At 73.4% G+C, this 13,133-nt stretch carries 10 protein-coding genes; 1 reads left to right on the top strand and 9 read right to left on the bottom strand.

The window, feature by feature from the left end; genetic code table 11:
- Positions 1 to 10: 10 nt before the first annotated feature.
- Positions 11 to 202: a DUF6191 domain-containing protein gene (locus tag SXIM_RS21390; RefSeq protein WP_030738866.1), complete on the top strand. Its 192-nt coding sequence runs from the start codon at positions 11 to 13 to the stop codon at positions 200 to 202.
- Here SXIM_RS21390 and SXIM_RS21385 read toward each other — a convergent pair.
- From SXIM_RS21385 to SXIM_RS21350, 9 genes are all read right to left on the bottom strand, one after another.
- The gene (locus SXIM_RS21385; protein WP_046725831.1) at positions 168 to 3,215 is read right to left on the bottom strand and encodes an ATP-binding protein; all 3,048 of its coding nucleotides are present in this window, start codon (positions 3,213 to 3,215) and stop codon (positions 168 to 170) included. The two genes, SXIM_RS21390 and SXIM_RS21385, sit on opposite strands and share 35 nt — an antisense overlap.
- Positions 3,216 to 3,265: 50 nt before the next feature.
- On the bottom strand, positions 3,266 to 3,427 hold the full coding sequence (locus SXIM_RS27555; protein ID WP_158708096.1) for a hypothetical protein: 162 nt from the start codon (positions 3,425 to 3,427) through the stop codon (positions 3,266 to 3,268).
- A 327-nt stretch (positions 3,428 to 3,754) separates the two neighbouring features.
- Positions 3,755 to 5,266 carry an Asp-tRNA(Asn)/Glu-tRNA(Gln) amidotransferase subunit GatB gene (gene gatB, locus SXIM_RS21380; RefSeq protein ID WP_030738860.1) on the bottom strand — a complete coding sequence of 504 codons (1,512 nt, stop codon included), beginning with the start codon at positions 5,264 to 5,266 and terminating at the stop codon, positions 3,755 to 3,757.
- Positions 5,267 to 5,278: 12 nt separating this feature from the next.
- A complete protein-coding gene (locus SXIM_RS21375) occupies positions 5,279 to 5,521 on the bottom strand; it encodes a hypothetical protein (RefSeq protein WP_030738856.1) in 243 nt (80 codons plus the stop codon).
- A complete protein-coding gene (gene gatA / locus SXIM_RS21370) occupies positions 5,518 to 7,011 on the bottom strand; it encodes an Asp-tRNA(Asn)/Glu-tRNA(Gln) amidotransferase subunit GatA (protein WP_046724907.1) in 1,494 nt (497 codons plus the stop codon). Before gatA ends, SXIM_RS21375 begins: the two co-directional genes overlap by 4 nt.
- Positions 7,008 to 7,307, bottom strand: a complete 300-nt coding sequence (gene gatC / locus SXIM_RS21365; RefSeq protein WP_019434265.1) for an Asp-tRNA(Asn)/Glu-tRNA(Gln) amidotransferase subunit GatC — start codon at positions 7,305 to 7,307, stop codon at positions 7,008 to 7,010. The genes gatA and gatC overlap by 4 nt, the downstream gene beginning before the upstream one ends.
- A gap of 165 nt (positions 7,308 to 7,472) precedes the next feature.
- The gene (locus SXIM_RS21360) at positions 7,473 to 9,614 is read right to left on the bottom strand and encodes a putative bifunctional diguanylate cyclase/phosphodiesterase (RefSeq protein ID WP_078635884.1); all 2,142 of its coding nucleotides are present in this window, start codon (positions 9,612 to 9,614) and stop codon (positions 7,473 to 7,475) included.
- Positions 9,615 to 9,807: 193 nt separating this feature from the next.
- A complete protein-coding gene (ligA, locus tag SXIM_RS21355; RefSeq protein WP_046724906.1) occupies positions 9,808 to 12,060 on the bottom strand; it encodes an NAD-dependent DNA ligase LigA in 2,253 nt (750 codons plus the stop codon).
- Positions 12,061 to 12,076: 16 nt separating this feature from the next.
- Positions 12,077 to 13,129 carry a methionine synthase gene (locus SXIM_RS21350; protein WP_030738834.1) on the bottom strand — a complete coding sequence of 351 codons (1,053 nt, stop codon included), beginning with the start codon at positions 13,127 to 13,129 and terminating at the stop codon, positions 12,077 to 12,079.
- Positions 13,130 to 13,133: the final 4 nt, after the last annotated feature.

The following is a 13,133-nucleotide window of genomic DNA, read 5'->3' as shown; positions in this document are numbered from 1 at the left end:
GGAGGCGAGGATGCCCAATCCGTTCAGTCTGATGGAAGCGCTGTTCCGGCCCAGTGGGTACCACACCGAGGAAGAGGCCTGGCGGCTGGAGTTCGACCGGGTCGACGAGGGCAGCAACGCGCCCGGTGGCGCCGGCCCGATCGATCTGGAGTCGGGCCGGGTCACCGTCAGCGTCCCGGGGTCACGGGCGCCAGCAGCCTGAGCCGGTGCGCCAGGGCCGCGGCCTCACCGCGGCTGGTGACCGACAGTTTCGCCAGGATGTTGGAGACATGCACACTCGCCGTCTTGGGCGAGATGAACAGCCGCTCGGCAATCTGCCGGTTGCTGCGCCCTTCGGCGACCAGCGCGAGCACGTCCCGCTCCCGGGGAGTGAGCCCGAACGGGTCCTCGGGTGCGGACGTCGCCGCCGGCTGCCGCGGTGCGGGCACGGGACGGGGCTCCAGGGCGACCCGGGTGCGCGCCGCAAGCTGATCGACGCGGGCCACCACCGGCGCCGCGCCCAGCTCGGCCGCCACCGTGCGCGCCTGCCGCAGCAACCGGGCCGCCCGTTCCCGCTCCTCCCCCGCCGCCTGCGTGTCCCGGGTGAGCAGCGCCTCCGCCCAGCCCACCCGGGCATCCGCCAGGTGGTGGGGCAGCCCCAGCGGTTCGAGGCCGGCCACCGCCTCGGCCCAGCGCCCCGCCGTATCCCGGCTCTCGGCACGCAGCAGTTCCACATCGACCACCCGGCCGATGCCCGCCCACAGCGGAGAGCGCCGGGATACGGGTGCCATGGCCTCGCGGATCAGGCGGACCGCCTCCGGGCGGCCCTCGTCCGCTTCCGGCAGCCCCCGGGTGTCCGACTCCGCGCGGGCCGCCGCGTGGAACAGCCCCCACAGGTGGCTGGCGTTGAACGGCGGCGCACCGCCCGCCACGGACACCCGGAACAGCTCCCTGGCCAGCCGGATGTCACCCGCGCGCACCGCCAGCTCCAGCTCCACCCGGTTCAGCCCGATCAGGAAGTCACGGCGCAGCTCCGGGGTGCGGAAGCCCGCGTGCACCGCGGCCAGTTCGGCGCGGGCGGCCGGCACATCGCCGCGCAGCAACGCCAGCTGGGCGGCCATCACCCGGGCGGCGGCCCGCGGCGTGTCGGTTCGGGTCCGCTGCCCGACGGTCCTGAGCGAGGCGGCGGCCTCCGCCCAGCGGCCCCGGTGCAGCATCACCATCGCCCGGTTGCAGGACAGCCAGCTGGTGGTGTCGGCGAGGCCGAAGCGGTCGGCCAGCAGCAGCCCGCGCTCCGTCATCTCCAGCGCCAGGTCCAGCCGGCCGGCCTCCGCCACGGTGACGCCGAAGTTGACCAGGCAGCGGCCCAGCAGACTCACCTCGCCACGGGCCAGCACCCGCTCCAGCACCGCCGTCATCTCGGCGATGCCCTCCTCCGCGTCGCCGGCCTCGGTGTGCAGACAGGCCAGGGTGAAGCGCGCGTACAGCTCGATGGACTCGGCGTCCACGAGCCGGGCCAGCGACACCGCCCGCTCGGCCGACTCGAACATCTGCGGGCCCACCGGCTCCCCCGACGATTGCCGGGCGGCGTCCAGCGCCATCACCTGGGCGTGCACCACGGACGGCGGCAGTCCGCGCACCAGTTCCCGGGCCCTGAGCAGTTCGGCGCGGCCGTCGCCGCGCTCGGGGCCGTTGTCCATCCGCGAACGCTGCAGCCAGAACCACGCGGCGCGCAGCGGATCGCGGTGCTCGTCCAGGGCGCGCAGCGCACGGCGGCTGATGGACTTGGCCCGGTCGAACCCCTCGGACAGCAGGCTCGCCATGGTGGCCTCGGCCAGCAGATCGACGAAGTCCAGGGCGCCGTCCGCGGAGGGGGCCGGATAGGCCCAGACGTAGTCCACCGGGCGCAGACCGGCCCGTACCCGCTGCGGCACCCCGTCCCACAGCTCCAGGGCCCGTTCCAGCAGCCGCAGCTGCTCGGCGTAGGCGTAGCGGCGGCGGGCGTGGACCGCGGCCTCCAGCACGGCGGGCAGCGCCTTCTCCCGCTGACCGGCGTGGTACCAGTACCCCGCGAGCCGGGCGGCGCGCTGATCCTCCGGTACGGCGTCACCGGCCGCCTCCAGACCGCGCGCGTAACGGAGATTGAGCTGGGCGTGCTCACCGGGCAGCAGATCGTCCAGCACCGCCTCGCGCATGAGCGCGTGCCGGAAGGCGTAGCCGTCGCCGCCCTCGGTGGGAACCAGCAGGTGGGCGCCGACCGCCGTGCGCAGCGCGGCCAGCAGCTCGGCCTCGGAGCAGCCGGCGACCTCGGCGAGCAGGGCGTGCTCCACGAAGGAGCCGCCCGCGGCCACCACCCGCAGCACCTCCTGGCTCTGCTCGGGCAGGGCCTCCATCCGCACCAGCAGCAGGTCGCGCAGCGTGGGGCTGAGCGCCGCGCTGGCCGCGCCGCCGTCGGCGGTCAGCTCCTCCACGAAGAACGGGTTGCCCTCGGACCGTTCGAACACCGACCTGGCCAGCGCGGCGTCCGGCGCGGCCCCGGTGATGGCGGTCATCTGGGCGGCCACCTCGTGCTCGGTGAACCGCGCCAGGTCCAGCCGCCGAACGGTGCGCAGCCGGTCCAGCTCGGCGAGGAAGGGGCGCAGCGGGTGGCGGCGGTGGATCTCGTCGGCGCGGTAGGTGACCAGCACCATCAGGTGGGAGCCCTGGAGGGAGCGGAAGAGGTACCCGAGCAGTTCCCGCGTGGAGCGGTCCGACCAGTGCAGATCCTCCACCGCGAGGATCAGGGGGCGTCCGGCCGGGGCCAGCCGCTCCAGCAGCCGGACGGTCAGCTCGAACAGCCGGGCCCGGTCCGGCTCGCCGTCGCCCGTGGCGGGTGCCTCGCCCAGTTCGGGCAGCAGCCGGGCCAGCTCGGTCTCCCGGCCGCCGGCCGCCGCGGTCAGTTCGTCGCCCAGCCGGCGGTGCAGGGACCGCAGCAGCGACGCCAGGGGGGCGAAGGGCAGTCCGTCGGCGCCCAGTTCGACGCAGCCGCCGACGGCGGTGACGGCGCCGCCGTTCCGGGCGGCGGCCAGGAACTCCTCCAGCAGCCGGGTCTTGCCCACGCCCGCCTCACCGCCGATGACGAGGACCTGCGGCTCCCCGGCCCCGGCCCGCCCCAGCGCGGCGGTCAGGGCGGCGCGTTCGGTCTCCCGGCCGATGAACACGGGGCTGATCCGAGGGCTCTCCACCTGCCCGAGCATCGCACGGGCGACACCGGCCACGACACCCGATATCGCGTCGGGGCCGGCGTTCACGCCGCGGTCGACCATCCTCCGCGCGCCGCCGGCTCCGCGGCGGGCGCGGCCGGCTTCCGGCGACCGGTGGGGGCGGCCCGCCGGGCGCGGCGGCGTTCGGCGGCGGCCCGTTCCAGTTCGGCGGCGCGCTGCTTGTGCAGTTCGTACTCCATGGTCATGGCGTCCCTCCCGGGTGTGCGTCGCGCCGGCCGGTGCCGGGCGATGCCTTCACTGTGCGCCGACAGCCCCTGACGGCACATCGGGAGAACGCCGCGTTACACGCCCCGGGAGTGCCTTATCCCGGTGCCCGGGGGTCCTTAGGCGACAGTTGGACGGCGCGCGGCGGCGGTCCCGTGCCGCGGCAGCCGGACCCGGCACCGACGGTGCAGGCCGCCGGTGACCCGCCCGGGAGGCGGGCCACCCGCACCGAACACGACGGTGGGGGCGGCCCCGTCCTCCTCGGACGGGGCCGCCCCCACTGGTGCCTGTCGCGCGGAGCGGGTGGCTCAGCCCTGAACGCCCAGGCGTTCCAGGATCAGCTCCCTGGCCCGCCCCGCGTCCGCCTGGCCACGGGTGGCCTTCATGACCGCGCCGACCAGCGCGCCCGCCGCCGCGACCTTGCCGCCGCGTACCTTGTCGGCCACGCCCGGGTTGGCGGCGATCGCCTCGTCGACGGCCGCGCCCAGCGCGCCCTCGTCCTTGACGATCTTCAGCCCGCGCGCCTCGACGACCTCGTCCGGCGAGCCCTCGCCCGCCAGCACGCCCTCGATGACCTGCCGGGCCAGCTTGTCGTTGAGCGAGCCCTCGGCCACCAGCGCCGCGACCCGCGCGATCTGGGCCGGCGTCACCGGCAGCGCGGCCAGCTCGGCGCCCGCCTCGTTCGCCCGCCGCGCCAGCTCACCCATCCACCACTTGCGCGCGGCGGCCTGATCGGCGCCCGCCTCGATGGTGGCGGTGATCAGGTCGATCGCACCGGCGTTGAGCACGGACTGCATCTCGTGCTCCGAGATGCCCCACTCCTCGCGCAGCCGGTTGCGCCGGGCACGCGGCAGCTCGGGAAGCTCGCCGCGCAGCTCCTCCACCCACTCCTTGGGCGGGGCCACCGGCACCAGGTCGGGCTCGGGGAAGTAGCGGTAGTCCTCCGCCTCCTCCTTGACCCGCCCCGAGGTGGTGGAACCGTTCTCCTCATGGAAGTGCCGGGTCTCCTGGACGATGGCGCCGCCACCGTCCAGCACCGCCGCGTGCCGCTGGATCTCGAAGCGCACGGCGCGCTCGACGCTGCGCAGCGAGTTGACGTTCTTCGTCTCGCTGCGGGTGCCGAACTTCTCCCGCCCGTGCGGGCGCAGTGACACGTTCACGTCACAGCGCATCTGGCCCATCTCCATGCGGGCCTCGGAGACGCCGAGCGCCTTGATCAGCTCGCGCAGCTCGGCGACGTACGCCTTGGCCACCTCCGGCGCCCGCTCCCCCGCGCCCGTGATCGGCTTGGTGACGATCTCGATCAGCGGGATGCCGGCCCGGTTGTAGTCCAGCAGGGAGTGCGAGGCCCCGTGGATACGGCCGGTCGCGCCACCGATGTGGGTGGACTTGCCGGTGTCCTCCTCCATGTGGGCGCGCTCGATCTCCACCCGGAAGATCGTGCCGTCGTCCAGCTGCACGTCGAGGTAGCCGTTGAAGGCGATCGGCTCGTCGTACTGCGAGGTCTGGAAGTTCTTCGGCATGTCCGGATAGAAGTAGTTCTTCCGGGCGAACCGGCACCATTCGGCGATCTCGCAGTTCAGCGCGAGACCGATCCGGATGGCGGATTCCACGCCCACGGCGTTGACCACCGGCAGGGCGCCGGGCAGCCCCAGGCAGGTGGGGCAGGTCTGGGAGTTCGGCTCCGCGCCCAGGGTGGTGGCGCAGCCGCAGAACATCTTGGTCGCGGTGCCGAGTTCGACATGGACCTCAAGGCCCATGACGGGGTCGTAGGACGCGAGGGCGTCCTCGTACGACACCAGGTCGTCAGTCACGGTCACGGGTCGTACCTCTCACACACGGTCAGTGGGCTCGGGGAGGGCGAGCTCCGCCTCCCGGTTGATGCGGCGCACTTCCCGGCTCAGCAGGGCGAGGCCGGTGACGATCGCGGCGGCCGAGATGACGGCGTCGGCCAGCTCCAGCGCGTCGCGCTCCTCACGGGCGGTGCGCAGCTGCTTGACCACGCCGATCGCCCCGAACAGGGTGGTGCCGATCGACAGGTACGTACTGGCCTTGGACTTGGTCTTCTTGCTCATAGCGCGGGTGCCTCCTCCAGCAACGGGTGTCCCCAGCGTGCCTGGAAGCCGGCCTCGACCGCCGCTCCCACGCGGTACAGCCGTTCATCGGCCATCGCGGGGGCGATGATCTGCAGGCCCACGGGCAGGCCGTCCTCGTCCGCCAGGCCGCAGGGCAGCGACATGGCGGCGTTGCCCGCCAGGTTGGTGGGGATGGTGCACAGGTCGGCCAGGTACATGGCCATCGGGTCGTCCACGCGCTCGCCGATGGCGAAGGCGGTGGTCGGGGTGGTCGGCGAGATCAGCACGTCGACATCGCCGAACGCCCGCTCGAAGTCGCGGGTGATGAGGGTGCGGACCTTCTGGGCGCTGCCGTAGTACGCGTCGTAGTAGCCGGACGACAGGGCGTACGTACCGAGCATGATGCGCCGCTTGACCTCGTCCCCGAAGCCCTGGCCCCGGGTGAGGGTGGTGACCTCCTCGGCGGAGCGCCCGCCGGTGTCGCCGACCCGCAGCCCGTACCGCATGGCGTCGAAGCGGGCCAGGTTGGAGGAGCACTCGGAGGGCGCGATGAGGTAGTACGCGGCGAGCGCCTTGTCGAAGGACGGGCAGGACACCTCGACGACCTCGGCACCCAGCTCGCGCAGCAGTTCCACGGCCTCGTCGAAGCGGGCCATGACGCCGGGCTGGTACCCCTCGCCGCGGAACTCCTTGACCACGCCGACCCGCAGCCCGGCCACCGAGCCGTTGCGGGCCGCCTCGACGACGGCGGGCACCGGCGCGTTGATGGAGGTGGAGTCCAGCGGGTCGTGCCCGGCGATCGCCTCGTGCAGCAGCGCCGTGTCGAGCACGGTGCGGGCGCACGGGCCGCCCTGGTCCAGGGAGGAGGAGAAGGCGATCATGCCGTAGCGGGAGACCCCGCCGTAGGTGGGCTTGACGCCGACCGTGCCGGTGACGGCGGCGGGCTGCCGGATGGAGCCGCCGGTGTCGGTGCCGATCGCCAGCGGCGCCTGGTAGGAGGCGATCGCGGCGGCCGAGCCGCCGCCGGAGCCACCGGGGATGCGGGTGAGGTCCCACGGGTTGCCGGTGGGGCCGTACGCGCTGGTCTCGGTGGAGGAGCCCATGGCGAACTCGTCCATGTTGGTCTTGCCCAGGATCACCACCCCGGCGGCCTTCAGGCGGCGGGTGACGGTGGCGTCGTAGGGCGGGATCCAGCCCTCGAGGATCTTGGAGGCACAGGTGGTGGGGACGCCCTCGGTGGTGAAGATGTCCTTGAGCGCGAGCGGGACACCGGCCAGCGGGCCGAGCTTCTCCCCGGCGGCGCGCCGCTCGTCGACGGCGCGGGCCTGGGCGAGGGCGCCCTCGCGGTCCACGTGCAGGAAGGCGTGCACCTTCTCGTCGACGGCGTCGATCCGCGCCAGGTGCGCCTCGGCGACCTCGGTGGCGGTGACGGAGCCGTCGGCGATCTGTGCGGCGATCTCGGCGGCGGTGCGGTGGATCACGTCGGTCATGCCTCCTCCCCGAGGATCTGCGGCACCTTGAAGCGCTGCTGGGCGGCGGCGGGCGCGCCGGAGAGCGCCTGCTGCGGGGTGAGCGAGGGCCGTACCTCGTCCGGGCGCATGACGTTGGTCAGCGGCAGCGGGTGGGAGGTCGGGGGCACATCCTGGTCGGCGACATCGGAGACGCGGGCGACCGCGCCGATGATGTCGTCGAGCTGACCGGCGAAGTGGTCGAGCTCTTCGTCCGTCAGCTCCAGACGTGCCAGCCGGGCGAGGTGGGCGACCTCCTCGCGCGTGATGCCTGGCATGCGGCGATCCTCATTGTTGGTCGAGGGCTGGTTTCGGCCCCAATCCTATGGGTCCGGCGGGGGCGCCCGCGCGCGCGTTACCGGCGGGGCCCGGGGCGGGCCGCCGGGCGGGCTGCGCGGCGGGTACGGGAGCGGGCCCCGCGCACCGTGCGGGCGGGGTGCGGGTCAGCGCACCGGCTGGTGGTTGTGCGGGAGTTCTCCGGCGCCGGTGGCCCGCGCCGCCTCGGCGGGCGGCGGGTCGCTGTCGCGCCCGCGCAGCCAGGCGGTGGCCTCGGCGGGCGGCAGGGCGGCGGACACCAGCCAGCCCTGGACGGCGTCGCAGCCCATGTCGCGCAGCCGTTCCCAGGTCTCGTCGTCCTCCACGCCCTCGGCGACGACCACCAGGCCCAGGGAGTGGGCGAGTTCGATGGTGCAGCGGACGATCTCGGCGTTCTGCGGGTCGGCGGCCAGGCCGGCGACGAAGGAACGGTCGATCTTGAGCTCGCTGACCGGCAGGGTGCGCAGGTAGGACAGGGAGGAGTAGCCGGTGCCGAAGTCGTCGAGGGAGATCTTCACGCCGTGCGCGGTGAGCCCGGCGAGGGTGTCGGCGGCGTGCTGCGGGTCCTCCAGCATGACGTGCTCGGTGATCTCCAGCTGGAGCGAGCCCGCCGGGACCCGGTGCCGGGCGAGGCGGGCGGCCACCGCCTCGGTGAAACCGTCGGTGTACACGTCGCGGGGTGAGACGTTGACGGCCACCGGGACGGTCAGTCCGGCGGCCCGCCAGTGCGCCACCTGACGCAGCGCGGTCTCCAGGACGTACTCGGTGAGCTGCGGCATCAGCCCGGAGGTCTCGGCGATGGCGATGAACTCGTCCGGGGGGACCCGGCCGCGTTCGGGGTGCACCCAGCGGATGAGGGCCTCCAGGCCGGCGACGGCGCCGTCGAAGCCGACCTTGGGCTGGTAGTGCAGTTCGACCTGGCCGCGCTCCAGGGCGTGACGCAGGTCGCCGAGGAGTCCGAGCCGGTCGGGGGTGTGCTCGTCGCGGCTGGCCTCGTACACCTGGACGCCGCACCGATCCCGTTTGGCGGCGTACATGGCGACATCGGCGCGGCGCAGCAGGTCCTCGGCCTCGCGGGCGTGGTCGGGGGCGACGGCGACGCCGGCGCTGGCCTCCATCAGCAGGGTGAGGCCGTCGAGTTCGAGCGGGGCGCTGAGGGAACGGATGAGATCGCGGGCGATGTGCCGGGCGGCGTCGGCGGACTCGACGCCGGGCAGCAGCACGGCGAACTCGTCGCCGCCGAGCCGGGCGGCGGCGGCCTCCGGGGGCAGGCCGGCGCGTATCCGGTCGGCGATCTGGAGCAGCAGCCGGTCGCCGGTGAGATGACCCAGGGTGTCGTTGACGTCGCGGAAGCTGTCGAGGTCGATCAGGACCAGGGCGCAGCGGGCCGGGACGTCGGCCGGCTCGGGGGTGGGGGCCGCTTCGGGGGCGGCCTCCTCCAGGGCGGCACGGGTGCGGTCCAGCAGCCACTGGCGGTTCGGCAGTCCGGTGAGCGGGTCGAGGAGTTGCTCCTCGGCGCGGGCGTTGGCCAGCCACAGGGTGCGGTCCAGGGCGATCAGCGGGACCGCGAACAGGGGGATGAGCAGCGGCACTTCGGCGGCGACCACGACGATGAGCGGGGCGAAGCACAGCAGGGCGAGCGCTATCGTGCCCTGCCGCAGCAGCGCGGCGGCGGTGACCGCGGAACCGGCGGCGGGCAGCGCGGCGGAGGGGGTGTCGCACAGCCAGTGCAGGGTGCGCGAGACCACCAGGTAGGCCACGGCGCCCAGCAGCAGCTGGAGGAGGATGGCCGGGGTCCAGTCGTCGGGATGCCACGGGTGCGCGACGCTGGGGCGCACGCCGAAGACGGCCAGCGTCAGCCCGGCGGCGCCGACCCCCAGGATGTCGATGGACCCGTGGACCAGGGCCTGTTGGCGCCGGTCGCGGCGGGCGGCGCCGACGAGGGTGACCACGGCGAGGCTGATGAGCAGGGCCGGGACCCAGCCGTACTGGAGCAGCATGGACAGCGCCAGGGCGGCGCCCGAGCCGGAGCTGCCCCACCAGCGGTCGCCGCGTACGGCCACCAGGTGGGTGACCACGACGCCGGTGAGCAGCGCGAAACCTAATCCGGCGCGGGCGCCCGGGAAGAGGGCGTGTCCCTCGGCGACCACCCGGGAGACGCCGATGAGCAGGGCGATGGCGGCGGTGATGAGGACGGCGGGCCGGGTGTACCGGGCCAGCCACGCGCAGTTGCGCCGCTGGGTCGGTCGTCCCGTGGGGGCTGACTGCATGCGGGTCCCTCTCACGGCTTCCTTGCCCGCGCCAGGGCAGGCACACCCCCCACACTAGGCCGCGGTCCGCCCCATCGTGCGCGGGGTGGCGGAAAGTCGGGCGTTTTCTTCACACCTTGCGGGCGGAAGCCACCTTCCCTGCTATATCCCGTCGCCCCGCGTCACCCACACGTCATCTTCTGTTGCTCCCGCGTCATTTCTTCTCTTTCGTCGTCTCCTGCCCGTTCTTCCCGGCGTTTTCGCCCGCTTCCTCCGCTTCCTCCGCTTCCTCCCCCGCGCCCAGGGCCACTTCACGAGCCGCGTCGGCGCCCTGGTCCAGCAGCACCGCGAAGCCGGCCTCGTCCAGCACCGGCACCTTCAGCTGGACGGCCTTGTCGTACTTCGACCCGGGGCTGTCCCCCACCACCACAAAACCGGTCTTCTTGGAGACGGATCCGGTCACCTTGGCGCCCCGGCTCTGGAGCGCTTCCTTCGCTCCGTCACGGGTGTGGGAGCCGAGCGTGCCGGTGACCACCACCGTGACGCCCTCCAGCGGGCGCGGGCCGGCGTCCTCTCCGGCCCCCTCGTCCTCCATCCGCACCCCGGCGGCCCGCCACCGTTCGACGATCTCGCGGTGCCAGTCGACGGCGAACCAGTCCGTGAGCGAGGCCGCGATGGTCGGGCCCACCCCCTCGGTGGCCGCGAGTTCCTCCTCGCCGGCCGCCATGATCCGGTCCAGCGAACCGAATTCACGCGCCAGCGCCTGCGCCGCCACCGGCCCCACGTGCCGGATGGACAGCCCGGTCAGGATCCTGGCCAGCGGCTGCTGCTTGGCGGCCTCGATCGCCTCCAGCATCGCCAGGGTGTTCTTCTTGGGCTCGCCCTGCTGATTGGCGAAGAAGGTGACGACCTTCGGCTCGCCGGTCTCCGGGTCGCGCTTGGGCAGCCCGGTGTCCTGGTCCAGCACGTAGGAGGTGATCGGCAGCAGTTCCTCGACCCGCAGGTCGAACAGGCCGCCCTCGTCGGCCAGCGGCGGGGTCGCCGGCTGGATCGGCTGGGTGAGGGCGGTCGCCGCCACGTACCCGAAGTGGTCGATGTCCAGGCACTTGCGGCCGGCCAGGTAGTACAGCCGCTCCCGCAACTGGGCGGGGCACGAGCGCGCGTTGGGGCAGCGCAGATCGATGTCCCCCTCCTTCATGGGCCGCAGCGCCGTACCGCACTCGGGACACTCGGCGGGCATCACGAACTCGCGCTCGCTGCCGTCCCGCAGGTCGGCCACCGGCCCCAGGATCTCGGGGATGACATCGCCCGCCTTGCGCAGCGCGACGGTGTCCCCGATCAGCACCCCCTTGGCCTTGACCACCTGCTGGTTGTGCAGGGTGGCGAACTCCACCTCGGAACCCGCCACGGTGACCGGCTCCACCACGGCGTACGGAGTGATCCGGCCGGTGCGCCCCACTCCGACGCGGATGTCGACCAGTTTGGTGTTGACCTCCTCCGGCGGGTACTTCCAGGCGATGGCCCAGCGCGGCGCACGCGAGGTGGAACCCAGCCTCCCCTGGAGCGGGATCTCGTCCAGCTTGACCACCACGCCGTCGATCTCGTGCTCGACGGCGTGCCGGTGCTCCCCGTAGTGGGCGATGAACTCGCGCACCCCGCTCAGCGAGGTGACGACCTTGGCGGCTCTGGCGGTGGGCATCCCCCACTCGTGCAGCAGCTCGTACGCGTGGGAGAGGCGGTCGATGTCGAATCCCTCGCGCGCCCCGATGCCGTGCACCACCATCTGAAGGGGGCGGGAGGCGGTGACCTTCGGGTCCTTCTGGCGCAGCGAACCGGCCGCCGCGTTGCGGGGGTTGGCGAACGGTTTCTCCCCCGCGCCCACCAGGCGGGCGTTCAGCTCCTCGAAGCGCTCCATCGGGAAGAACACCTCGCCGCGGATCTCCACGAGCGCCGGGATCCGCTCCCCGTTCAGCCGGGTGGGGATCTCCTGGATGGTGCGGACGTTGGGGGTGATGTCCTCCCCGGTCCGGCCGTCGCCACGGGTGGCGGCACGGGTGAGGCGGCCGTGCTCGTAGGTGAGGTTGACGGCGAGACCGTCCACCTTCAGCTCGCACAGGAAGTGGTACGGGATGCCGTCCAGTTCGTCGGCGACCCGGTCCGCCCAGGCGTCGAGTTCGGCGTCGTCGAAGGCGTTGTCGAGCGAGAGCATGCGTTCGGCGTGCTCGACGGAGGTGAACTCCGTCTCGTACACCCCGGCCACCTTCTGGGTGGGCGAGTCGGGGGTGCGCAGCTCGGGGTGTGCCTCCTCCAGCACCTGGAGTTCGCGCAGCAGCGCGTCGAACTCGGTGTCGCTGATCACCGGCGTCTTCACGTAGTAGCGGAAGCGGTGCTCCTCGACCTGCTCAGCGAGCCGGGCGTGCCGCTCCCGCGCCTCGGCGGGCACTGCTGACTGCTGTTCGACCGACACCGTCTTGTCTCCGTCCTCACTCAGGGTTGTCCGCGAGGGATCTCGCCGCCCGGACGCAATGCGCCAGCGCCGCCCGGGCGTACGCCGGGGAGGCGCCCGCGAGACCACACGTCGGAGTGATCACCACGGACTCGCTGAGCAGGCCGGGTGAGAGCCCCAGCCTGCGCCACAGCGACCTGACTCCACTGACCGTACCGGCCGGGTCTGACAATTCCGCGGCCCGCTCGCCGGTGCCGGGCAGCACGCCGAGGAAGAGGGCCGTCCCGCCTTCCGCCGCCTCCCCGATGGCCTCGTCCTCACGCTCGGTGAGCAGCGAGAAGTCGAGGGAGACGCCGTCGGCGCCGGCCCGGCGCAGCAGCGGGAGGGGGACACCGGGGGCGCAGGAGTGCACGACGACGGGGGCGCCCGCGTCGTGGCCCACCGCGATCAGTTCGCGCAGCGCGCCCTCGGCGACGGCGCGGTCCACGGCACGGTGGGTGCGGTAGCCGCTGGCGGTGGGGACGGCACCGTGCAGCACGGCGGTGAGGGAGGGTTCGTCGAGCTGGAGCACGGGTCGGGCGCCGGGGACGCGGCGGCGGACCTCGGCGAGGTGGCCGCGCAGTCCCTCGGCGAGCGAGGCGGTGAGGTCGCGGCAGGCGCCGGCATCGCCGAGCATGGCCTCGCCGGTTCGGCGTTCGAGGGTGGCGGCCAGGGTCCAGGGGCCGACGGCGGAGATCTTCAGCGCGCCCCGGTGGCCCTGGGTGAACTCCTCCAGGGTGTCGAGGTCTTCGCGCAGCCAGGCGCGGGCGCGGCGGGTGTCGCGCCCGGGGCGGTCACTGATCCGCCAGCCACTGGGCTCCAGATGGACGTACAGCTCGGCCAGCAGCCCGGCGGTGCGGCCGGTCATGTCGGCCCCGGGGCCGCGGGCGGGGAGTTCGGGCAGGTACGGCAGGGATTCCAGGGAGCCGGTGACGGTGCGCACCGACTCCCTGATGTCCTCGCCCGGCATGGAGCCGATCCCGGTGGCCGCGGCCGGGCCCCAGGGGTGTCGCGGTGCGTTCGCCGCGTCGTCGTTCGCCGTGTCGTTCACCCCG

Source organism: Streptomyces xiamenensis, from assembly GCF_000993785.3.
Taxonomy (GTDB): domain Bacteria; phylum Actinomycetota; class Actinomycetes; order Streptomycetales; family Streptomycetaceae; genus Streptomyces; species Streptomyces xiamenensis.
The sequence above is the reverse complement of the archived record's forward strand: the minus strand, read 5'-3'. Positions and strand labels throughout refer to the sequence as shown.